General features: G+C 43.4%; 20 protein-coding genes. 15 read left to right on the top strand and 5 right to left on the bottom strand.

The window, feature by feature from the left end; translation table 11 throughout:
* Positions 1–19: 19 nt before the first annotated feature.
* The 4 genes from BLR82_RS15715 to BLR82_RS15700 form a co-directional block, all read right to left on the bottom strand.
* Positions 20–1147, bottom strand: coding sequence for a Ger(x)C family spore germination protein (locus tag BLR82_RS15715; RefSeq protein WP_074600433.1), 1128 nt, complete (start codon positions 1145–1147; stop codon positions 20–22).
* Positions 1144–2265: a GerAB/ArcD/ProY family transporter gene (locus BLR82_RS15710; protein WP_245693842.1), complete on the bottom strand. Its 1122-nt coding sequence runs from the start codon at positions 2263–2265 to the stop codon at positions 1144–1146. The genes BLR82_RS15715 and BLR82_RS15710 overlap by 4 nt, the downstream gene beginning before the upstream one ends.
* A gap of 11 nt (positions 2266–2276) precedes the next feature.
* Positions 2277–3785 (bottom strand): spore germination protein, encoded by a 1509-nt coding sequence (locus tag BLR82_RS15705; RefSeq protein WP_083334897.1) that lies wholly within the window; start codon positions 3783–3785, stop codon positions 2277–2279.
* Positions 3786–4024: 239 nt separating this feature from the next.
* On the bottom strand, positions 4025–4573 hold the full coding sequence (locus BLR82_RS15700; protein ID WP_074600431.1) for a beta-class carbonic anhydrase: 549 nt from the start codon (positions 4571–4573) through the stop codon (positions 4025–4027).
* A gap of 1170 nt (positions 4574–5743) precedes the next feature.
* Here BLR82_RS15700 and BLR82_RS15690 point away from each other — a divergent pair.
* From BLR82_RS15690 to BLR82_RS15650, 9 genes are all read left to right on the top strand, one after another.
* Complete coding sequence (locus tag BLR82_RS15690) at positions 5744–7492, top strand: ABC transporter ATP-binding protein (RefSeq protein ID WP_074600429.1); 1749 nt, start codon at positions 5744–5746, stop codon at positions 7490–7492.
* Positions 7492–9525, top strand: coding sequence for an ABC transporter ATP-binding protein (locus BLR82_RS15685; protein ID WP_074600428.1), 2034 nt, complete (start codon positions 7492–7494; stop codon positions 9523–9525). The genes BLR82_RS15690 and BLR82_RS15685 overlap by 1 nt, the downstream gene beginning before the upstream one ends.
* 28 nt (positions 9526–9553) lie before the next feature.
* Complete coding sequence (locus BLR82_RS15680) at positions 9554–10363, top strand: S1C family serine protease (protein WP_074600427.1); 810 nt, start codon at positions 9554–9556, stop codon at positions 10361–10363.
* A 297-nt stretch (positions 10364–10660) separates the two neighbouring features.
* Positions 10661–11434, top strand: a complete 774-nt coding sequence (locus tag BLR82_RS15675) for a PRC-barrel domain-containing protein (RefSeq protein WP_074600426.1) — start codon at positions 10661–10663, stop codon at positions 11432–11434.
* 352 nt (positions 11435–11786) lie between these two features.
* Positions 11787–12521 (top strand): RNA polymerase sigma-I factor, encoded by a 735-nt coding sequence (gene sigI, locus BLR82_RS15670; protein ID WP_425440908.1) that lies wholly within the window; start codon positions 11787–11789, stop codon positions 12519–12521.
* Entirely contained in the window at positions 12521–13723 is a 1203-nt protein-coding gene (locus tag BLR82_RS15665; RefSeq protein WP_074600425.1) for an anti-sigma-I factor RsgI family protein, read from the top strand. The genes sigI and BLR82_RS15665 overlap by 1 nt, the downstream gene beginning before the upstream one ends.
* A gap of 190 nt (positions 13724–13913) precedes the next feature.
* Positions 13914–14843: a Gfo/Idh/MocA family protein gene (locus BLR82_RS15660; protein WP_074600424.1), complete on the top strand. Its 930-nt coding sequence runs from the start codon at positions 13914–13916 to the stop codon at positions 14841–14843.
* Positions 14844–14890: 47 nt separating this feature from the next.
* Positions 14891–16459 carry a bifunctional GNAT family N-acetyltransferase/carbon-nitrogen hydrolase family protein gene (locus BLR82_RS15655; RefSeq protein WP_074600423.1) on the top strand — a complete coding sequence of 523 codons (1569 nt, stop codon included), beginning with the start codon at positions 14891–14893 and terminating at the stop codon, positions 16457–16459.
* A 6-nt stretch (positions 16460–16465) separates the two neighbouring features.
* Positions 16466–17191, top strand: coding sequence for an SDR family oxidoreductase (locus BLR82_RS15650; RefSeq protein WP_074600422.1), 726 nt, complete (start codon positions 16466–16468; stop codon positions 17189–17191).
* 31 nt (positions 17192–17222) lie between these two features.
* Here the strand turns inward: BLR82_RS15650 and BLR82_RS15645 are convergent, their stop codons facing one another.
* Positions 17223–17459, bottom strand: a complete 237-nt coding sequence (locus BLR82_RS15645) for a YhdB family protein (protein WP_074600421.1) — start codon at positions 17457–17459, stop codon at positions 17223–17225.
* Positions 17460–17677: 218 nt separating this feature from the next.
* Here BLR82_RS15645 and BLR82_RS15640 point away from each other — a divergent pair, with 218 nt between their 5' ends.
* The 6 genes from BLR82_RS15640 to BLR82_RS15615 all read left to right on the top strand — a co-directional run bounded on the left by BLR82_RS15640 (position 17678) and on the right by BLR82_RS15615 (position 23569).
* The gene (locus tag BLR82_RS15640) at positions 17678–18409 is read left to right on the top strand and encodes a YhcN/YlaJ family sporulation lipoprotein (RefSeq protein ID WP_074600420.1); all 732 of its coding nucleotides are present in this window, start codon (positions 17678–17680) and stop codon (positions 18407–18409) included.
* 267 nt (positions 18410–18676) lie between these two features.
* Complete coding sequence (locus BLR82_RS15635) at positions 18677–19315, top strand: class I SAM-dependent DNA methyltransferase (protein WP_074600419.1); 639 nt, start codon at positions 18677–18679, stop codon at positions 19313–19315.
* A 24-nt stretch (positions 19316–19339) separates the two neighbouring features.
* Complete coding sequence (locus BLR82_RS15630) at positions 19340–19807, top strand: S-ribosylhomocysteine lyase (protein ID WP_074600418.1); 468 nt, start codon at positions 19340–19342, stop codon at positions 19805–19807.
* Between the two features lie 12 nt (positions 19808–19819).
* Positions 19820–20743 (top strand): PLP-dependent cysteine synthase family protein, encoded by a 924-nt coding sequence (locus BLR82_RS15625; RefSeq protein WP_074600417.1) that lies wholly within the window; start codon positions 19820–19822, stop codon positions 20741–20743.
* Positions 20743–21876: a bifunctional cystathionine gamma-lyase/homocysteine desulfhydrase gene (locus BLR82_RS15620; RefSeq protein WP_074600416.1), complete on the top strand. Its 1134-nt coding sequence runs from the start codon at positions 20743–20745 to the stop codon at positions 21874–21876. Before BLR82_RS15625 ends, BLR82_RS15620 begins: the two co-directional genes overlap by 1 nt.
* 316 nt (positions 21877–22192) lie before the next feature.
* Positions 22193–23569 (top strand): dipeptidase, encoded by a 1377-nt coding sequence (locus tag BLR82_RS15615; RefSeq protein WP_074600415.1) that lies wholly within the window; start codon positions 22193–22195, stop codon positions 23567–23569.
* The last annotated feature ends 287 nt before the right edge of the window (positions 23570–23856 follow it).

Raw genomic sequence — 23856 nt, 5'->3', positions numbered from 1 at the left:
GTGAGATACCCGCTGTTTTTTAATCGATGATTCCCTGACGGATGATATTGACGTTGAGGTTCAGGTCCAACTTCATTTCTGACAAAAGTTTGCGCCATTCTTCCTGGGTGATCGGGTGCTTTGCATTATAGATGCTGCCGAAACCAATCGGATCAACCTTCAGTTCCCGAAATTTATCGAGTAACTGGTTGATTTGCCGTTCCATATCCTTTTGGATGACTTTTTCCAACTTTTTCACGACTTCTTCTTTATCTAGTTCTAGCTGTTCGGAGATTTCCATTATTCTTGCCTGTACCTTAATATCGGATTGGAACCGCACTTCCTTTTTTGAGACCAATTTTATTGAGTTATGGCTGCGCAGATCACTCAGCGAAAGGAACAACGAGTCTTCTTCCCGTTGGTCAGTATCTTTTTGTCGTATATTTTCAAATTCATCAATGGGCAATGAAAGTTCCAGGCGGCCGGCTTGGTAACGTCCTGATAGCAGTTTAATAAAAAATCCTTCTTCGACGGATATATCTCCCGCATATGTTTCATCGCGAAACAGCGCCATCCGTTCAATACTCGGCATATGCTCAACCACGCTGATCAGCGGAAGAACCGGATCGTTCCCGATGTCATAATACTTATGCATGAAATCCCTTAACGTGGTCCGAATCAAAATTTCCTGATCGACATTCGTATCGATCAACTGGTATAAATGGGTTCCGACGTTGGTTGTACTTCGCTGGAATACTTCTGATAATACATTTCCTGCTGCACTGTCAGCAACTGCCAAATACATCGTATCGGTTATTTTCGCATCGCGAACGAGTGTATCGAGAATGCTGGCAACTCCTTTCTCAGCCAGCGGTCTACCCATCATTAATACGCGAAGCTTTCCTGGAACGAGTTGGAAATTAGATTTGACATTGGCTTTCTCCCGTGTTCCCTTTAAGGTTTTAGCTTTGGAGGATACAATTTCATTAATATTTTTCGCATTGGGATCGAATTGAAAATAAACATAAGTGGCGTTTAGTGCCTGGCTGTCCTGACTATCGGAATCTATCCCGATTGTGTTGATGATTCCGAGCCGTTCAATCGGGTAAGTAGGCGCACACCCAGCCGACAGCAGCAGGCAAAAACAAACAAAGATTAACCGTTTCACGTTTTGGCACCTCCCCTTTTGCGTCTCTTCCATTTACTTTTCATCCAAACGAGTGGCAGGAGTACTAATGGATAGACGAAAGCAACCCAGAAACCGGTTGCTGCCACGGTGTCAATGATTTGCAGAATGAAATATTCATGTTTGGTGATGCCAGCACCGATAAGTAACAGTACAGCAACTACATACAGTACTTTGCGCTGTTGAACGTGGTAGAGCCGCTTGGTTATATAAGTTATTATCCAGGTAAGTAGAATCATATTCGGTAGGATGACCATCATCCATTCTGTGACGACTAGTACATCGAAACGGCCGATAACCGAGTATTCCACGATTTTGAACAAGACGAGTACGGGCCATACCTGTTCCGGCAGCTCTCCAGGACTGAAATAGCCTATGCTGATGACGGTCACCAGTAAAATAAAAAAAGTAGTAAGCGCCAGTCCTAAATGGGCGGGAAGCTTGGCTTTTTCCTTATTGGAAATAAACGGGTAAATGAAAAACAGAATTTCTATACCAAGATAGGAATAAGACGTGTGGCGTGCACCACGCAGCAATTCTGAAGGGGATGCTTCCAGCAGCGGTTGAAAATGGGTGATTTCCATATAGGCAATGGATTTATATAAAAAGATGAGCAGCCATAAAGACAGAAAGAAGAAAATAAAGGTTATCCCTACGGCAACCCGAAGACCGCTCATCACGGCATATACAATCAGCAATATCAATACCAGACTTAGTACCCAGGCGCTCATCCTGGGAAAAATAAAGGTTTGTACTACCTGAATATAGTCCATTGTCACGCTTAACAGTACAAAAAAGAAATAAATAATGTAAATGGTACCGAGCAGCTTAGCAATCCACTTTCCGAACAAATCGGTTTGTACGCCCAAGACGTCGGTATTCTCATAATGATTCATAATAGCGAACATCGCCGCCATTACGAGATGGACAAGCAATCCGGCAATCAGTACGGAAATCCAGGCATCCTGTCTAGCCTCCATGAAAATGTAGCGGGGCACTCCCATGATACCAGAACCGGTCTGAATGCTGTTCATAATAAAAAAAAGATAAAAGGCCTGGATGCGCATTGTCGGTTTAATCGTCAAATTTGTCGTGTTCACCTTTTATCCCCCTAATCATCAATGTCCTTCATTTTCCTTGCCTTTTTCTTGGGATAGCGGATCATGTCCTGTGGTTTATAAGAGAAGCTGCGCTTTAAGTTAAAATAATAAGGCAGCCGGTAAAACGTTTTGCTAAAGTCTTTACCGACAAATGGATATATAGGAAGGAGATATGGCCTGCCCAAGGATGTGACTTTAAGCAAGTGGATGATCAAAAAACAAATACTTGCCATAATTCCGATCAACCCTAAAAAACCGCTTAATATAATCAAAGGAAAACGAATCACTCTTATCGTCGAGCCAATTAAGTAGCTGGGTGCGGTAAAGGATGCGAGTGCACTGATTGCCACTACAATGATCAGTATGTTACTGGTCAGCCCTGCTGCTACTGCGGCCTGGCCAATCACAATACCGCCAACGATTCCGATGGTTTGCCCTACTTTTGTCGGTAGTCGCGCTCCTGCTTCACGCAGTAGCTCAATTAGCAGTTCCAATAGCAATGCTTCAAAGACGGGTGGAAAAGGCACCGCTGCCCGTGAGGCACCAAGCGTTGTCAAAAGAGGAGTCGGTATAACTTCATAATGAAAAGTAAGCGCTGCAACATATGCCGGAGTTAACATCGCTGAAATAATTAAGGCAAAAAAACGTAGTATTCGGATAAAGGAACCGACATTCCAACGCATAAATACATCCTCTGTAGACTCAAAAAAGCTGAATAAAGAGGTGGGAGCAATTATTCCGGTTGGGCTTTTATCGACTAGTACGCCTACTCTGCCCATTGACAGTGAATAACTGAACCTGCTTGGCAGCTCTGTTTGATAAAACTGCGGGAAAATCGAGGTGGATGAATCCTCGATATAATAGGTGAGAGGAGTCGCATCTTCGATTCTATCGACAACGAGGTCCTGCAACCGTTGGCGCATTGTTTGGACATCTTCTTTATTCGCTAAATTTTTTAAATATACGAGGCGAATTTCAGTGGGAACCCGTTCGCCAATTAACAATTTTTCTGTTACCAAATCTCCAGTATTCATCCGCCAGCGAATCATGTTGAGGTTTGTAGTAAGGGATTCGGTAAAGGCGTCCTGAGGACCAAGAACAGTAGATTCTTTGTCTGATTTGTCAACTGATCGTTTTTCTTGGTCGGGGATAGGATAGGTGATAAGTTCTGACTCCTTTTCAATATAAATCCCGACGGATCCCTGGACAAGTGCATCGACGACTTCATTCAATTTTGTTTGTGCCACGTTATTTCCTAAAGGAAGAGCATTGATCAGCTTCTGTGTAGTCCATTGCTTATCGCCTTTAAGCAGTGGCGCTAAGATATTATCATTTAGTTGTTGTTTTTTAACAATGATGCTGATATAAAAAACGAGCACGCGCTGGCCGCCGATTTCAAAATCCCGTATTTGAAAATCGGGGTTGTTGTGCATCGCTTCCTGTAATTTTGTCTTTAAATTCTCAATAGAGGAAGGTAGCAACTCTTTCGAGTTGCTCCTTCGCATCCCGCGCTTTTTCATCACCATTCCTCCACCAAACCGATTATCCCTAGTATGCGAAGAAATATTAAAATTATGAAAGAAAAGCATAGGACGTCAAGGAGCGAGGTAAGGCAGTATAGAAAATCAACAATAGTGGCGTTCAGATTGGACGAAGATTTGGGAGTTACTTTGAATAGAGGGGTCATGAATGAGTACTAGACCAAGGGACCAAAGAAAGAAAACTGCCGGTGTAACCGACAGTTTAGATGGTATGGAAATTAAAAACCATAAACAATGACGTCGAGCTTTCCAGAGTCAGGATCAATTATTAATCCATGGACTGGTGTATCTTCGGGTAAAAGGGGATGATTTACAATTGTATTGACGCTTGTTTTCACCATGTCCGATATTTCTTGATAGCCACGCAACCATTTAGAAAGGTCTTTGTTGTGACTGAAATCTTCAATCGATTCCTCACTCACCCCCTGCAGGCCCATCCTCTCAATAGTGGCCTTGGGATCAAAATCCTTCATCCAGCAATCATGATGGCCGATGACAAACACTTCGTCGGCCCTTCGTTCGTACACAGCAATAAGCAAGCTGCGCATCACGCTGTCATAAGGATCGGAAACAAAAGCGCCGGCGTTCTTGATCACTTCGACATCCCCATCTTGAAGGTTGAGGGCATTTCGAAGAAGAGAATCCAACTGCGGTTCCATACAAGTCAAAACAACAGCATTCTTTTTAGGATAAAGGGAAGATTTCTCTATAGATTCGTCACCTTCTACAAATTTCTGATTATATTCCAGCATGTTTTCAAGTAGCATAAAAGTCATCCTTTCTATCCATCTAAAATAACGGTTGATGAGTGTGATAGCAATCAAAAACTCCTACAAAAGTATTGTTTTCAGAAAATTTAACCTCATCTTCTTTCCTTGCACTTAGACATGTGTTACATTTAATTTAACTAGTTGAAACTTTAACTATTACCTACGCACTTTCCAAAAAGTTATTTATACAACTTCGTATTTACCTCGTTTTACATTTTTTTATTTTAGCACCCCCTGAAGATTCTAAAAGGAACGAATGTATTTATTAAATAAGGGTCCTAATGAAAGGGTGAGATGATGGAAGAGATGACCAGAAGGTGCCGGTTATGTCAAGAACCGATGCCCCCATCACCGTTTATGACGTGTCCCGCTTGTTTGGCGGATAGTGAGAAGGTGAAAACGTACATCCTGAAACATCCGCATGTGACCCCTGAGAAAATTGCTGAAGAAACGGAAGTTCCTTTGGACAAGGTGTCTAATATGGTAAAATTAGGTGTGAATTCAAAATAGTAATCGTAAGGGCTTGCCATTCTATGGCAAGCTTTTTTTGCGTAATGGAATGTGAAAGACCTAAGTCGAACTATCAGAAAAGTATAATAACAGGTTGACACATAATGTTCACAAATATATAATAAGAGAGCATTAAACGATGAAAGGAGGTCACAGACCATGAAAAAAGTAATGATTGCACGTTTCCATAAACTTCATACGCCTGTGGCCTTCTGGAAGCCTTATGCTGCCTAACTACAAGAGGTAATTCTGTACTGGATTTAATGTACATAAGCATATTTCAAGAGGTCACGAATAACCATTTCCGTGACTTTTTTTGTTAGACACACGTCTGCGGATGTGTGTCTATTTTTTTTATCCAAATTCTGGAACTGATAAGAACAAAGTATAAGAAAAACTAAAGCATCCGCCATAATCTGGCGATATGCTAAGTTTTTCTATCACTTGTCAAAGGCAGATAAAGAATTAGCGGAACCAAGTATAAGAAAAACTAAAGCATTCGCCATAATTTGGCGATATGCTAAGTTTTTCTAACATATACATATCAAGTTAAGGAGGGGTTGTTGATGGGGGTTATTCAGCGTAAACAGGAAGTGAAACAGGATTGGAAAGAAAGCGGTTAGCAAATTTATCGAAGAAAAGAAGCAGGTGACAAACATGTTTAGTGTATTTTGGAAGTTGGATTGGTTTTTTAAAAAATATTGGAAAAGGTATAGTTTTGCAATTGTCGCTTTGATTGCTGCAAGTTTAATTGACTTGGTTCCGCCAAAGCTGGTGGGAATGGCGATTGATGAGATGCAGTTCCAAACATTTAATTGGGATCGCATGCTCGAACTATTGATGCTATATGGTTTGATTATCATTTTAAGTTACACCATTTCTTTCTTATGGGATTATAACCTATTCGGCGGTGCTGCCATAATGGAGAAACTGATGCGTTCGCGTCTGATGCACCATTTTCTGCGGATGACACCTACCTTTTTCGGGAAGTACCGAACAGGTGATTTAATGGCTAGGAGCACCAATGATTTAAAAGCAATATCAATGACGACTGGCTTTGGCATCCTTACCCTGGTCGACTCAAGTATATTCATGCTGATGATCATAGCGGTTATGGGTTTTACCATTAGCTGGAATTTGACCATTGCAGCGCTTTTGCCGCTGCCGATCATGGCAGTCGTCATGCAAAAATACGGAAATGTCATTCATGATCGTTTTACTAAGGCGCAGCATGCCTTTGGTGAAATGAATAATGAAGTACTGGAATCCATTCGAGGCGTTCGAGTGATCCGTGCTTTTGTGCAAGAGGAACAAGATGAGCAGCGATTTCAGATAATGACGTCCGATGTGTACCAAAAGAATCTGGAAGTAGCAAAAATAGATGCATTGTTCGAACCCACCATGAAAATCCTCGTTGGTTTATCCTATACAGTTGGATTAGGATATGGTGCCATGCTGGTATTTCAAAATGTTTTGACCATCGGCGAGCTTGTATCGTTCAATGTCTATTTAGGGATGCTGATTTGGCCAATGTTTGCCGTCGGTGAATTAATCAATGTCATGCAGCGGGGAAACGCCTCTTTGGACCGTGTCAACGAAACGCTTGGCTATCAGGCGGACGTACGGGATCCGCTTCAACCATCCAGCGCCCCTTCCCCTGAGTCGATAGTTTTTGACAAAGTAAGCTTCGCTTATCCGGACAGTGCACAAGACAGTCTGGTGGCAATTGATTTCAAGGTGGAAAAAGGGCAGACAATTGGGGTTGTCGGAAAAACAGGGGCAGGCAAGACGACATTGTTCAAGCAATTGCTGCGCGAATATCCTGGTATGCGTGGAGATTTGCGAATTTCTGGAATACCGATCGAGCAACTGAGCTTAGAGGATGTCCGCAGCTGGATTGGCTACGTACCTCAAGAACAAATCCTGTTTTCCAAAACCATTCGGGAAAACATTCAATTTGGAAAGCCAGAGGCGACGGACAAGGAAATATTCCGGGTTATGGAAACAGCCCAATTCCTGAAGGATATCCAGGCGCTTCCGAAAGGACTCGATACGAAGGTGGGCGAGAGTGGCGTAACGTTATCAGGAGGACAGAAACAGCGTGTATCCTTAGCGAGGGCTTTCATCAAAGATCCACAAATTCTTATTTTGGATGACGCCTTGTCGGCAGTTGACGGGAAAACGGAGGCAAATATTATAGGCCACTTAAAAAAAGAACGTAAAAATAAAACGACCTTCATCGCTGCCCACCGACTATCAGCAGTGGAACATGCTGATTTGGTCATCGTTCTCAATGGCGGAAAAGTAGTGGAAAAAGGAACACACCAACAATTAATGGAGATCAATGGCTGGTATGCAGCACAATTTGAACTGCAGCAGCTTGAAGAACAGGAGGTGATCTCCTAATGAAGAAGACATCGACAGAAGTGAAATTATTTCAATACGCGATGAAATTCAAGAGAACCATCATTCTAGGGCTTGTTTGTCTAGTTGTCGCGGTATCGCTTGAACTGGCAGGTCCGTTTATCGCCAAGCGTGTCATTGATGACCATATAACCGGGATTGAAACAACATGGCATCAAGTGGACGATCGGAATGATAAGTACACAGTTTCGTTTGGCGGAGATTACTACAAGCGGGAAGACCGCATGAAACAAGGGGAAGCATCCTTGGGGACAGTTAGTTTGATGCAGGTGGGCAGGTCTTACTATCTCACGGATAAAGAGGTCAGCCAAACAGGAACGCGCAGTGTCAAGGATGGTGTTGTCACAGTAGTGTCCCCACAGGGGACCGAGAAAGCGGAAGTGCAAAAGCTGAGCGTTACAGATTTGTACAGCTTCTTCAAACCTGAGCAGTCGCCTATTGTGTGGCTTTTGAGTTTGTATGTACTGTTGTTGTTAATTGCAGCAATCTTTCAATTTGGTAAAACCTACTTGCTGCAAAAAGCTTCGAACCGGGTAGTGGAAAAGATGCGTAATGATATCTTCAAACATACCCAAGAGGTACCGATTCAGTACTATGTCAATCAGCCAGCCGGAAAAATTGTCGCCAGGGTGACCAATGATACGGAAGCAATCAGGGATTTGTATGAACGGGTGCTGTCTGTGTTTGTCACAAGCATCATTTACATGGCGGGCATATATATCGCATTATTCCTGCTCGACCTTCGTCTTGCCGCACTTTGTTTAATTCTGCTGCCGATCATTTATCTATGGATGAAAGTGTATAAGCATTTTGGAACGAAATATAACAAGGTGGTTCGATCGACAGTTAGTGATATCAATGGAAATATCAACGAATCGATTCATGGCATGCCCATTATCCAAGCATTTCAAAGAGAAGAACAGGTGAGCAATGAATTCGAACAGATGAATGAACGACACTTTGTGTACCAGCGTAAGCTTGTTAAGCTTAGTGCGTTAACGTCGCACAATCTGGTCAATGTGTTGCGGAACCTCGCGTTCGTTGCATTCATATGGTATTTCGGCTCTTCCTCTATTGGTCCTGAAAGTATCATTACAGCTGGTGTTTTGTATGCGTTTGTCGATTACTTAACACGGCTTTTTAATCCGGTAAATGACATCGTCAATCAACTGCCATTATTAGAGCAGGCGAGGGTGGCAGCGTCGAGGGTTTTTGAATTGATGGACCAGCAAGGAGAGAAAGTCGAAACTGCATCTATTGGAAAATATAAAGGACATGTCCAGTTCCAGTCAGTCTGGTTCGCTTATGACGAGAAAGAATATGTCTTGAAAAATATCGATTTGGACATACGGCCGGGAGAAACGGCAGCCTTTGTGGGACATACCGGGTCCGGCAAAAGTTCAATCATGAATTTGCTGTTCCGGTTTTATGATCCGCAGGAAGGAAACATTTTGATTGATGGCAAGGAGATTGTTGGTTTGTCGAGACAACAAGTAAGAAGCCATATGGGAATCGTATTGCAGGATCCGTTTCTCTTCACAGGCACCATTTTGTCGAATGTGACCATGAATGATCCAACTATTTCCCGGGAAATGGCGATAGATGCATTAAAGGCAGTTGGTGCTGACCGGTTCATCGAACGACTGCCAGGTAAGTATGAGGAACCCGTTAAAGAAGGCGGAAGCACCTTTTCGATGGGAGAACGGCAGCTGATTTCCTTTGCACGCGCCCTGGCATTCGATCCTTCCATTCTGATTCTTGATGAGGCTACGGCCAATATCGATACAGAAACGGAAAACGTTATTCAAGAAGCATTGAATGTCCTGAAACAAGGACGTACGACCTTGATTATCGCCCATCGACTCTCAACAATTCAGCAGGCGGATAACATCTTTGTTCTGGAGCATGGTACAATCAAAGAACAAGGCAATCACCAAAGTTTGCTGGAGCAGGCCGGCCTCTATTATCAAATGTATCAGATGCAGCAGGGCAGGCTGAAGGAGCAGGTCGTTTAAGAAGGACGCGAAAGCGTGGGGTGTGTAAATGGCGAATTCAGATGACCGCAAGCAGGATATCATCGATAAAGACTTATATGAAGAAATCCCGGAGGAAGAACTGTTGGAAATCCTCCAAGAAGAAAAACGGAAATCTCGTGAGAAAGAACGGGAAGAACGTGACAGACCAAAACGCCCTTTTCCGAAATGGCCGTTTTGGTTGATTGCCGCTGCAATGATGTTCAATGTCATCGCTTTGCTGCCAAACACGTTCTCGATACCTGCCATTAACTTCTTGATTACCTCTTCCAAGCTGTCTGCGAATGAAGAAATAAGCAGCTATAAACCCGCGGTTGTGGTTATCGAAGCAGGGAATAGTCGGGGCACAGGTTTTTCCATCACAGCAGATGGAAAGATTTTGACCAATCATCATGTAATCGAAGACGAGAGACGGATTTTGGCTGCTTATCCTGATGATGGTTTATTCAAAGCGGAAGTAATTGCTTCTTATCCAGACATCGATTTAGCTGTACTCCAGGTAGAAGGTGAAGGTTTACCACACTTGGAATTAGCTGAAAGCAGCCGTTTTACCGAAGAAGAACACTTTTACTTTATAGGGAATCCGTTGCGTTTTCAGGGGATCGCCAATGAAGGTGAAATTATTGGTTATACCCAGCTGCGGGACTGGGAAGAGCGAGTACTGATGCTGAAAGCGCCTGTTTATCGGGGCAATAGCGGAAGTCCGGTTATCAATGAAGCTGGAAAAGTAATCGGTGTAGTGTTTGCCACGCTTGATCATGAAGAACACGGAAAAGTGGGGCTTGCCGTTCCGATTGAATATTATTATGAAAAACAATAAATACAACCACCCGCAGGATAGGAGCTATCCTGCGGGTTTTCTGTGTGGCACTGCACCCATTTTCTGAATTCAAACTGTGTAACGGAGCAGGGAATAAATTGTTTTCACTTCTGAGCTTCCTTTCGCTTCCAATTTTGCAGAGGAGGAAGCATGTAGTAACCAAGAATTTAGGATGGATAGAATGTGTGAAGTGGGCGATACAAGCTTATTAAGTCGGTTTGCTCCTTTTCGCCAGCATGTCTGCTGCGTTTTGCGGACGTACGACAAGGGTATTTGAATGAAAAAGGAGGAATGACAATGCTATACTATGCATCCTCATTGTACAACTATCAATTAAAGGCAACTGATGGTGAACTGGGTAAAGTAAAGGAATTGTACTTCGATGATAAGCAATGGGTTCTCCGTTATTTTGGAGTGGATACAAGAAAATGGCTGCCAGGCAAAAAAGTACTCTTGTCTCCAAGGTCTTTTCAGGCAATTGATGACGAGAACCAGGCAATCGAGCTGTCCAGTGATAAAGAAACGGTAAGGAACAGTCCTTCGCTTGATGAGGGCTCGCCGTTGTCCAGAGAATATGAAATGACGCTTACTCGCTATTATGGCTGGGCACCATACTGGACCGGCGGACTGCTTTGGGGCCGGCAGGATGTACCAGTAGTCGGAGCTGTTACCAATTCAGATCAGGCAGAGGATTTTCCAGAGAACCGGGAAGAAACTCTGGCAGAAGAATTGACGCATAATTTACGGGAAATAGAAGACTTGACGGATAAATTTACTGTTCATGCTTCGGATGGAAAAATCGGAACAATTGATGATGTATTATTGGATGAAAAAAACTGGAAACTGCGTTATTTAGTCGTAAAAAACGGCCAAGACTTCGCTTGGAGATATTCATTGCTCTCTCCTGACTGGACCCAGTCTATAGACTGGGTGGACTACAACCTGTACCTTGATGTCAAACTGGAAACGGTGAAGAGTGGTCCGGGTATTTCGGATAAAGAGCAAATAACCAGAGAAACTGAACAAGAGTTGCACACTGCCTATGGTAAAAAAACCTACTGGACCTATTAAACATCACATTGAAATTAGCAGCGCACCCCCAATCATCTTGATTTGGGGTGCGAATTTTTTTGTTTAGCTATAGAATCTTGAACTGAAGATTGTAATAGTAATCGTTTTAACTACAGCATGCTCTCCATCTCCTCCACGGATTTTGTAACTTGATGACAACTTTTTAAACAAAATGTAATCTTCTTGTGATAGCTTCCTGTACTCTGTTTCGGTATCATTAGTCATATTAAAGAATAATGGAGATTATCATGCAGAATAAAAATAAACGAACAATACAACACAGCATATTAAAAAAAACACCCAGAAAACAACTGCGATATTCGAAATTTTTAAAGGCTGGAGGTGATGAGGGTTGATCACTCATCGCTCTGCTATGGATGATAAGCAGCGTCTAGAAGATTTAATAGAAATGGTGCAGGCCGGAAACGAGGAAGTACAAAACAGGCTGCTAAAAGCGTATCAACCTTTTGTCGCCAAAAGCGTTTCTGATGTATGTAAACGATATATAGATCCTCAAATAGATGATGAGTTTAGTGTTGGGTTGTTGGCATTCAACGAGGCAATGCTTTCTTATTCGGCAGATAAAGGCAGTTCGTTTTTGTCTTTTGCCCGATTGGTTGTGAAGCGCCGTGTCATCGATTATATCAGGCAGGAACAAAACAAAACTGCTGCAGTATCCATTGACGAGCCGTTAGAGGAAGCCCAACTGGAAAATCCATCTGAGGTAACTGCCGCCAAAGCAATTTACCAGGATCAGGTAGACAGCTGGTATCGGAGGGAAGAAATCAGAGATTTGCAAGATAAGCTCAAAGAATATAAATTGTCCTTTGAGGAGCTTACGGTAATTTCACCGAAGCATCGTGATGCACGAGAGTCCGCCATTCGGGTGGCCAGAGTACTTCATGAAAATGAATTTTTGAGAAGCTATGTCCTTAAAAAGAGAAAAATTCCGATTAAAAATCTCGTTAACTATGTGGATGTCAGCAAAAAAACATTAGAGAGAAACAGAAAATTCATTCTGGCCATTTTTATTATTCTCAGTGGGGATTATATTTATTTAAAAGATTATCTAAAGGGGTTGGGTTAGTGAAAAGAGGAATCATCATGGAGCGGCACCGCCATTACATGATTGTGATGGATAAGGATGGTGTATTCCACAAAGCCGAACCTGCTGCTTCCGCAGAGGTCGGTACAGAGGTGGAATATAAACCGATTCAGAACGGTCGTTTCCATCGCTTTTTGTTAACTGGGAAATCAGTGAAAAAGCGTACGAAAATCGCTGTCATGACGGTTCTGGTTATGCTGATCACTTTTCCGCTTTACGCGTGGTACAACGGTGGCAAAGTATATGCTTATGTCAATGTTGATATCAATCCGAGTGTGGAAATGGAAGTAGATGAAGCGATGAAGGTGAAAAGCATCAGACCGTTGAACGATGATGCAGAGCAAATACTGGTCGAGTTAGGTACATCCTGGAAAAACAGAACGGTAGAAGAAGTGACTTCCCTCCTGATTGAGCAGGGAAAGAAAGATCAGCTTATCGATGGAGAAAATGTCGTGATTATTGGAGTCAGTTACTTAGATGGGCAGGAAAAAGAAAAACATATTACCGATACATTGGATGATTATTTTAATCGGCACCCACAAGAGGAACTTAGTGTTGCTACATTTGAAGTACCCGAAAAAATACGGGAGGCTGCAAGATCTGAGCGTAAATCCATGAATGAATTGTTCGCTGAAGAGGTCGATAAACAGGTAGAAGCTGATAAGGATGCATTGCAAATCGATGATCAGGAGAAAGAACTTATACAATCTTATTATCATAAAGATGATCACGATGAAGAAAGTGACCTGGAGTCGACTGATACCGTAACAGAACAAGAGGAAAGTAAGACTGAAACATCTGATAACTTGGCGGATAATTCTGTCAATCAAACAGAGGCCATACTGGAGAACCGCCAAAACTCGGAATTGAAAACAAAGGAAAAAAAACAGGAAAATTCTAGAGAATGGGCAGATAAAAAGAAATCAGACCAGCCCGATGCTGCAAAGAAGGCGAAAGAAAAAACAAGTAAACAGGAAAGAAAAGAACATAAAAAGCGGGATACAGGTCATAAAAGCAAGCATAAACAGTCCATAAAACAAAGCCGAACTGACCATCCTAACAAGAATAAGAGCAACCAGGCAGAAAGAAAAAAACAACGTAATCACCAGCAAAAGAAGAAAGATAACAATAATGGACCTCATGGCCGCGGTAGTGGCGGTAAAAAGAATCAGGACCATGATTAGAGAAAGCTCTTTTCCTACAGTAGGAAAGGGGCTTTTTTGCAAGGTTAAATAGAAGGAGGTTCTTCTTGCCAGATCGAGGAGAAGCGATTTCGAGGGGCTTCTTGCTATGTTCTCATTTGGTTTTTAGTTGGTGATCTACTCTTAATCCAGTACAATAAAGGTACACAAATTGTGAAGAGGGAGCTGCAAAATGGAGGCAAGGAAACCGAGAATAGGTATTGTCGGGCTGGGGAATATTGCACAAAAAGCCTACTTACCTATATTAATGAAGGAAACGGACTGGGAATTAGCGGGAGCCTATTCCCCAAATCAAACGAAACGCGAGAAGCTGTGCAGGAATTTACGGATAAACACCTTCAACAGTCTGGCATCACTGTCTTCCCAAAGCGACGCTGTATTTGTACATACATCCACAGAAACACACTTTGAGGTCGTTTCCTTTTTGCTTGGCCAAGGAAACGACGTATATGTCGATAAACCATTGGCGGCCAACCTAGAGCAAGCAGTTCATCTCGCAGAGTTAAGTGAAAAGACTGGCAGAAAACTAATGGTCGGTTTTAACCGGCGATTTGCACCCTTGTATAGGAAAGCGAGAGAATTGTCAGCGGAGTTCGATTGGGTACAAATGGAAAAACACCGGACGGACAGTATCGGACCTGGTTCTTTTGCTTTCACGATGCTTGACGATTACTTGCATATAATCGATACCATCCGTTGGTTGGCGGGTAGAAAAGAGTTAAAAGTCACAGATTTGTTTACAAGGGAGGACGAAGCCGGGCAAATGTTGTTTGCCAAACATTCTTTTCAAACGAGTGGGCAGCACTTCACTACGGCGATGCATCGGCGTGCCGGAACAAATCTGGAAAAGCTGGAAATAGTGAATGAACAATCGATAATCCGGGTAAATAATTTAAATACACTGCAGGTGGAAGCAGAAGGCTGTTTAACAGAAAGTTCTTCCCCTTCTTGGGAAGAACTGCTAACGACTAAAGGGTTTACCGGAGCTGTTTCCCATTTTATTTCAGCGGTCAAAGATGATGAAACCCCTGATGTGGATGGTTGGGATGCTGTGAAATCTCAACAGCTGCTTGACCAATTAATCAACAAGCATCAGCAATAGAAATCGATTGTAAAAAATGCATCGTAGATAGAAAGGGTTCGATTTATATGTCCAAACTGGACTTGAAGCAATTTGAGAAAAAGTTAATCGTACGAAACATAAAGGAAGAAGATATTCCGCAAATTCTAAAGCTGCAGAGATCCTGTTTCCCGCATATGGATCCGTGGAAACCAGAGCATCTACAAAGCCACTTGGAACATTTCCCAGAGGGCCAGTTTTGTGTGGAATTGGATGGAGACATCATCGGAAGCTGTTCCAGTTTGATTATCAACTTCGATGAATATGATGACAAGCATACATGGGATGACATTACCGATGAAGGCTATATAACCAATCACGATCCAGAAGGATACAACCTATATGGCATCGAGGTAATGGTTGACCCCGAGTACCAAGGGATGAAAATCGGCAAACGCTTGTATGAAGCACGAAAGGAACTGGCCAGAGAACTAAACTTAAAAAGTATTATTATCGGCGGTCGGATTCCGAATTACCATAAATACCAGGATAAGCTGACACCGAGACAATATGTCGAGGAAGTGATCGAGAAAAAGATATATGATCCGGTCTTGACCTTCCAGACCATGAACGGGTTTACCATTATGCGTATTAATCCAGGCTATCTGCCCGACGACGTACAGTCAGCCAAATATGCGACGTTGATGGAATGGAACAATATCGATTACCGTGCGAAATCAAAACGGCATTTTAAGACAGCCTATCCGGTGCGGATCACGGTGATACAGTACATGATGAAAAATATAGAATCCTTTGAAGAATTTGCCCGGCAAGCAGAGTATTATGTGGACGTGGCTTACGACTTTGGATCCGACTTCGCTGTCTTCCCTGAAATATTCACGACACAGCTGATGTCGTTCCTCGAGGAAAAAGTTCCATCAAAGGCGGTACGCCGCTTGACCGAATACACAGAAGATTATATCGAGTTATTTACTTACTTGGCGATGAAATACAATATTAATATCGTCGGAGGCTCTCATTTCGTGGAAGAGGATGATCATATCTATAACATCGCCTACCTTTTCCGCAGGGATGGTACCATTGAAAAGCAATATAAAATTCATGTAACGCCTAATGAAAGGAAATGGTGGGGAATACAACCAGGCGATGCCGTCAAGGTGTTCGACACAGACTGCGGCAAAATCGCCATTCAAGTTTGTTATGATATCCAATTCCCTGAACTGACAAGGTATGCAGTTGATCAGGGGGCAAACATTATCTTCGTTCCGTTTTGTACCGATGACCGGCAAGGTTACCTTCGTGTCAGATATTGTGCGCAGGCCCGTGCTGTCGAAAATCAAGTATATACGGTGATTGCCGGGACAGTCGGCAACCTGACACAAGTCGAAAACATGGACATTCAGTATGCACAATCAGGAATTTTCACTCCATCAGACTTTGAATTCGCCCGGGACGGGATTATTGGTGAATGCCACCCTAATATCGAAACAGTCGTAGTTGGGGACGTGGACTTGGAAATCTTGCGCAGACAGCGTAAATCGGGAACGGTACGGCAGCTGCGCGATCGAAGACGCGATTTGTTCGAAATCAATTACAAAAAATTAAATACGGGAGAAAACGATGAGAAGAAGGGATGATCATTCATGCTCAATGGACAAGTGGCAATTGTAACGGGAGCATCCCGCGGGATTGGCAAAGCGATTGCCCGTGAGCTTGCCAAAAATGGAGCAAAGCTAGCTATTACAGGAAGTTCAGACGAAGTGCATCGTACCAAGCGGGAATTGGAGGAAGAGGGCTGTCAGGACATTTTTTCTTTTCGTGCCGATGTAACCAAAGAGATAGAAGTCGACCAGGTAGTTCAAGCCACCAGGACGTCGCTTGGCTCGGTTGATATCCTTGTAAACAATGCTGGAGTAGGAGTCTCGAAAAAAGTGGAGGATATAACGGTTGAAGAATGGAGAAAAACGTTCGAAGTTAATGTCCAGGGCGTTTTCCTGTTTACAAAAGCAGTAATTCCGATAATGAAGCGGCAGCAGTCCGGTACAATCATCACCATTTCCTCGGATGTAGCCCGCTATTCACTTGCAGATAAAGGTTCCTTATATACAGCAACAAAGTATGCCGTCCAAGGATTTATTGGTTCGGTTGCTCAGGAATTGCAGCAAGACGGTATCAGGGTCAGCACCATAAATCCGGGGCTCGTCGATACCAATTTGAGCGACACCAAAAAAGATGCAGCCGGTAAAAAGGATTGGCTGAAAGCGGAAGAAGTAGCAGAGGCGGTTCGATACATGGCGGAAGCTCCTAAACACATGGTCATCGACGAGATGTATGTACATCCACTTTGTCAAGAATATCCACGTACTTGAAACAGCGCCCTGCTTAGTCAGGGCGCTGTTTTTATATTTCAACTTCTATTGCCGGTGTGTGGGCCATGGCGTGATCGATATAGTGGAGCAGATTTTCATGGGAATCGATGACGGTTTGTTCGCTTCGTGTGTAATGAAAGGCGTGGAGGAACGTTTCGATTTTTTTGGCTAAAAAATCATCTTGAGTCCGCACCATCAATACAAGCAAGTCATCCCATTGTCCCCAAAGTGTATAATACAATGCTTTATCATAGTCAGGTATCACCATTTTCATCCCTCTTTCTGAAGGGTTGCTTTTAGTTTTGCCTCAGTTTTTCAAAACAATTTACGTGCGTTTATGGAGAGGATGGAAATTGTTTACGAAAGGACAGGAAATTAAAGGGGAAAGTTGAATGTTTTTACCATCGATTGGTGTTTTGTTGAAGCGCATAAACCTCCATTCTTGAACCATACTAGCATTAAACCTGATAGAAGGAGGAACACACCATGAAGTGGAAAGCAATAGGTGTCACTTTATTAGGTACCGCAATGTTAATGGGCTGCCAAAACAATGATGGCAACCAAACAGGTCAAGGTACCGATGATAACGGGGTTCAGCAGACTCGATTCAACAACACAACAGATTATCCGAACCAGGGCAACAGACCTGGTGATGATGACTGGATGGACAACCGGAACATGGCAAATAACGGAGAAAATGCAGATAACCAAGGCAATCAAAACGGAAACAACGATCAGTATGAAGTGGATGAGCAGCTGGGAGACCGGATTGCCGAACAAGTAGATGACATCGACCGAGCCTATGTTTTGACTACCGGTAACAATGTTTATGTGGCTGCCGAATTGAACAAAGGAACGAAAGGAAACAACGGTAACGGCGGCAATAATAACGATACCGGCGGTAACAATAATGGGGACGATGGCAATAATGCCAATTTCGGTAACAACGGAAATAATGGAAACAACAATGGCACGAGCGGAAATAATGGAAACAATGGCAATGACGACAATCAAGTCAGCGACAAAATCAAAGAAGAAGTTTCTAAAGTGGTAAAAGAGGCTGATGACAATGTGGAGAATGTATATGTTTCCACCAATCCGGATTTCGTTAATCTGACTAACAATTATGCTCAGGACGTCCAAAACGGCGAACCGGTCGAAGGGTTTTTTGAACAATTCGGTGAAATGACCCAACGTCTTTTCCCGCAAAACCGATAGGAAGTTTTTTTGCTATGTGAACAAAGCGGCTGACCATTTTAAATGGCCGGCCGTTTTTTTTACTCGAAATATAACCAAGACTGCTTTCTTCTTCGCTGGAAATGTGAATTCTAGGCCTGGATGACATCGAAGCAGCAAAAGAAGCAGCTCGCGTTATCACCAACTATCCATAATTGATAACGCCCATTTAATATGTTATATTATTACCAATAATCCCAATAAAACATAGTGTATTAGTATGAATTAAAAATGGGAGTTGAGAAATGAATGGGCCGAGAATTTATCGATTTATTTAATGAGTGGGCTGGTTCTTATGATGAAACTGTAACAGGTCATGATCCTCAGTATCGTGCTGTATTTGATAAATATGATACAATACTTGAAGTAGTCACTAATAATTCCTTGGGAAACGTTTTGGAATTTGGTGTAGGCACCGGCAATCTTTCCAAAAAGTTGTTGGATGCAGGCCACCAAGTAATCGGGGTGGAACCTTCCGCGGCAATGCGTGAAGCGACTGCTAAAAAATTCCCGGATCTTCGAGTAGAAGATGGAGATTTTCTTACCTATCCACAACCGGAAACCCCGATTTCGACCATTGTAAGTACGTATGCCTTTCATCATTTGACTGATGAAGAAAAAGGACGTGCGATCAAAGGGTTCAGTGAACTGCTTCCCGCGGGAGGCAAGGTCGTATTTGCCGATACTGCTTATCAAGACGAGGAAACAAAACAGCAGATTCACCAGCAGGCAAAACAGAACGGGTATAATGACTTATTGTATGATTTAACAACCGAATATTATCCGATGCTTGATGTGTTGCAATCATTGTTTGAAGACAACGGCTTTTATGTTACGTTTAAACAAATGAATCAATTTGTTTGGCTTATGATTGCCGAGAAGCAGTAACACTAACAAAGGAGTGGAGAAATAATGCCAGAAAAAATGAACGTGGAAAGTTTCAACCTTGACCATACGAAAGTAAAAGCACCTTATGTCCGTCTGGTCGGAGTAACTACCGGTCAAAGCGGTGATAAAGTTTATAAATATGATATCCGATTCTGCCAACCGAATAAGGCTCACATGGATATGCCGGGATTACATTCTATCGAGCATTTGATGGCAGAAAACATCCGCAACCATATTGATAATGTACTTGATATTGGCCCTATGGGCTGCCAAACAGGCTTTTATCTAGCCATTCTTAATAATGACAGTTATGAGGACGTGCTGGATGCGTTGGAAAAGACATTGCAGGATGTATTGGAAGCTACTGAAGTGCCTGCGTGCAACGAAGTGCAGTGCGGATGGGCTGCTAATCACAGCTTAGAAGGAGCCCAAAAAATTGCTGCTGACATGCTGGAAAAGAAAGACGAATGGCAGCAAGTTTTTGCAGATTAAGGGGGTAGCTGGATGACTCGTTATCGGAATGTACAAGAGTTGATCGGCAATACCCCATTAGTCGAATTGACCAAGTTCCCCCTTCCTGAGGGGGTTCGTTTTTTTGCGAAATTGGAGTTTTATAATCCTGGTGGCAGTATCAAGGATCGATTGGGCCAGGAGCTGATCAATGATGCGCTCCGCAGTGGCAAAATATCGGAAGGCGGAACCATCATCGAGCCGACTGCCGGCAACACCGGAATTGGATTGGCGTTAGCTGCTATTGATAAAAATGTTTCGGTTACCTTTTGTGTACCGGAACAATTCAGCACGGAAAAACAGGAACTTATGAAGGCTTTAGGAGCCACTATTGTTCATACCCCAACAGAAAAAGGGATGCGGGGGGCAATAGCCAAGGCGGAGCAGCTTGTCAGGGAGACTCCGAACAGTTATTCACCGCAACAGTTTGGCAACGATGCGAATCCTGCTACTTATTACAAGACGCTTGGACCTGAAATTTGGAACGATCTGGATGGTAAAGTAGATGTATTTGTAGCTGGTGCTGGCACTGGCGGGACATTCATGGGCACTGCCCGTTATTTAAAAGAACAAAATCCAGACGTAAAAACCGCTATCGTTGAGCCGGAAGGATCGGTGATTGCCGGGGGAGAATCCGGACCGCATAAAACAGAAGGAATTGGCATGGAGTTTCTTCCAGAATATATGGAGCGTTCTTACTTTGACGCTATCCATACGGTACCGGATGAAATCGCTTTTGACTATGTCAAAAAGCTGGCTGCGATGGAAGGTCTGCTGGTGGGAAGTTCTTCAGGCGCTGCTTGTTATGCCGCCTTGCAAGAAGCCATGCAGGCGGAGCCTGGGACGAATATTGTCACGGTTTTTCCTGACAGTAGTGAACGATATCTGAGTAAACGCATCTACCAAGGAGGAGTATAATGAAGTCCAAAACAAAAGTTATTCATGCAGGTATTACAGGGGATGAAAAAACCGGCGCTGTTTCCGTGCCGATTTATCAGGTGAGCACGTATGCCCAAGAAGCAGCTGGAAAACACACTGGATATGAGTATTCCCGTACAGGTAATCCGACGCGGCACGCTTTGGAAACAACGATATCCGAGCTTGAAAACGGGAAAGCTGGTTTTGCCTTCGGTTCCGGTATGGCAGCAATCACTTCTGTCATGATGCTATTGAACAGCGGAGACCACATTGTCATGACGGATGACGTGTACGGTGGTACGTACCGACTAATGACTGGTGTATTGAACCGCTTTGAACTAGATCATTCTTTTGTGGATACAAGTGATCCGGAAAAAGTGGAAGCAGCTATCCAATCGAATACAAAAGCGCTTTATATCGAGACGCCGACTAATCCTCTATTGAAGATTACAGACTTGAAAAAAATGGCTGATATCGCTAAGGAAAACAATCTTTTGTTAATCGTGGACAATACGTTTGCTACTTCTTACTGGCAGCAACCGATTGATTTAGGAGCAGATATTGTGCTCCATAGTGCAACCAAGTATGTCGGAGGTCATAGTGACGTCGTAGCAGGTTTGGTTGTCGTCAATTCCGATAAGTTGGCTGAAGAGCTTCACTACATCCAAAATTCTGTCGGCGGGGTACTGGGACCTCAGGATTCCTGGTTATTAATGCGTGGAATCAAGACACTGGGACTACGTATGGAAGCAGCAGAAAAGAATTCTCAACAGCTGGTGGAATTTCTGCAAAACCACCCACAGGTCAATACTATTTATTATCCAGGACTTCCGGACCATAAAGGACATGATATTGCCAAACAACAGGCAGATGGTTTTGGTGCCATGATTTCCTTTGACGTTGGTAGTTCTGAGCAGGCGGACCAGGTGTTGTCTAAAGTAAAATACTTTACGATTGCTGAAAGCCTTGGCGCTGTTGAAAGCTTGATTTCCGTACCGGCGAAAATGACGCATGCATCGATTCCAAGAGAACGTCGCCTGGAACTTGGTATCACGGACGGATTGATCCGTATTTCTGTCGGTATTGAGGACAGTGAAGATTTGATCAGTGATTTGAAACAAGCAATGGAGTAACAAAGACGCTGGCGTCCAATCACAGATCTTGAGAGGAAGCTGGAAGGAAACAATGGTATGCAATTATTAAAAACTCATCAGTGCCCTATTGGGCATCGATGAGTTTTTTTATCATTCAGAAGGCACTTGCAGAACAGTATAGGCTTGGTTTGCAATTTCTGCCATCCGTATCGATCGGGAAAGCATTGCCTGGCAAAATCATTAGGGAAGCGACTGTATCGTATAAGGCATAAAAAAGGAAGGGATAGCTTTTTTCTATTCCAATTTGAATTGTGCTAAAATAAAATCAGTAATGAAGCAAAGGATGTGGACCAGTATGTCAGAAAAAGTGTTAGCTTATTTGCAAGATAACCGGGAACGTTTATTGGAGAAATTAAACGAGTTCCTATCCATTCCAAGTATAAGCACGGACAGTGTACATAAACCGGATGTGGCAGCGGCAGCTGATTTCGTATCAAATTATTTAACCGAGATCGGTTTTACGACTGTAGAGGTACAAGAAACGAAAGGGCATCCGCTTGTCTATGGCGAATGGAACGGTGCAGGTGAAGATGCTCCGACTGCTTTGTTGTATGGTCATTATGATGTCCAGCCTGCAGACCCGCTGGAACTGTGGGAAAGTGAGCCTTTCAAACCAGAAGTTCGTGAAGGCAGACTCTATGCACGCGGAGCAAGTGATGACAAGGGTCAAGTTTTCATGCATCTTGCCGTGTTTGAAGCTTACATGAAGTCGGAAGGTTCCATGCCGGTCAACATCAAGGTTTGCATTGAAGGGGAGGAAGAAATCGGCAGCGAGAACCTCTATCAAGTGTTGGAGGACAAAAAAGAACAGTTCGCTGCCGACTTTGCCATCATCTCTGATTCAGGAATGGTGGACACCGGACAACCTACGGTACTGTATGGATTGAAAGGCTTCACAGGCTTGGAGTTCACTGTTCATGGCCCATCGAGCGATTTGCATTCCGGAATTTATGGCGGAGTTGTCCGCAACCCTGCGATGGCGTTGTCGCACATGCTGGCTTCCTTGAAGGATGAGCAGGAAGTCGTGAAAGTGGACGGATTCTACGATGGAGTGGAAGAGCTGTCAGAGGAAGAACGCAAGCTGATTGCCGATGTACCGGGGGAAAACTACCAGCAGACGACAGGAGTTGAAAAAACAGTTTCGGAAAAAGGGTTTACCGCCAAAGAGCATATGATGGCAAGACCGACGATGGAAATCAACGGTATGTTCAGCGGTTATCAGGGAGAGGGGACAAAAACAATTATTCCTTCATCCGCAACTGCAAAGCTGACCTGCCGGCTGGTGCCGGGAATGGATCCTGACCATATCCAGCAGCTCGTCATCGACCATTTGCATAAAAACTTGCCGGAGGGCGTGACGATGGACGTGAAGCCGGAACCATTGTCAGCGAAAGCATACAAAGTAAATCCTGATCATCCACTGATTAAAACTGCTGGCGACTCTTTGCAAAAGGCTTTCGGAAAAGAGGCGGTTTACGCGCGTTTAGGCGGATCGATTCCAGTTGTGGAGTCAATTGACTCGATTTTCCACATGCCGGTTGTACTGCTTGGTTTCGGAACACCGGAAGACCGGTTGCACTCCCCTAATGAAAGCTTTCCGCTGGAGAGCTTCGACAAAGGGATGGAGACACTCGTTTACTACTGGGACGAAGTGAAAAACACATCGCTGTAAACAACATATTTGGGACAAAAGCATCGTGACCATAATAAAAGCCGAACGATTCCGTATTTCGTTCGGCTTTTATCGATTTTCTCATAACTCATTTTGCAAATAGCCAACCGCTATCCCCTTTCTTATGAATCGTGCAACTCTCCACCCCGGCAAGGTACTTTGTCGCTTTCCGCGGACACAGCTTTAGCTAACTTGGCAAAGAAAAGTGCTTTGCCAAGTGGATCTTCAGCTCGCGTTCCTCCCGCTGGAGTCTGCGTACCTTGCCTCCGTTGGTGGAGATAGTTTTT

The organism is Sediminibacillus halophilus (assembly GCF_900103695.1).
Classification (GTDB): Bacteria; Bacillota; Bacilli; order Bacillales; family Amphibacillaceae; genus Sediminibacillus; species Sediminibacillus halophilus.
The sequence above is the reverse complement of the archived record's forward strand: the minus strand, read 5'-3'. Positions and strand labels throughout refer to the sequence as shown.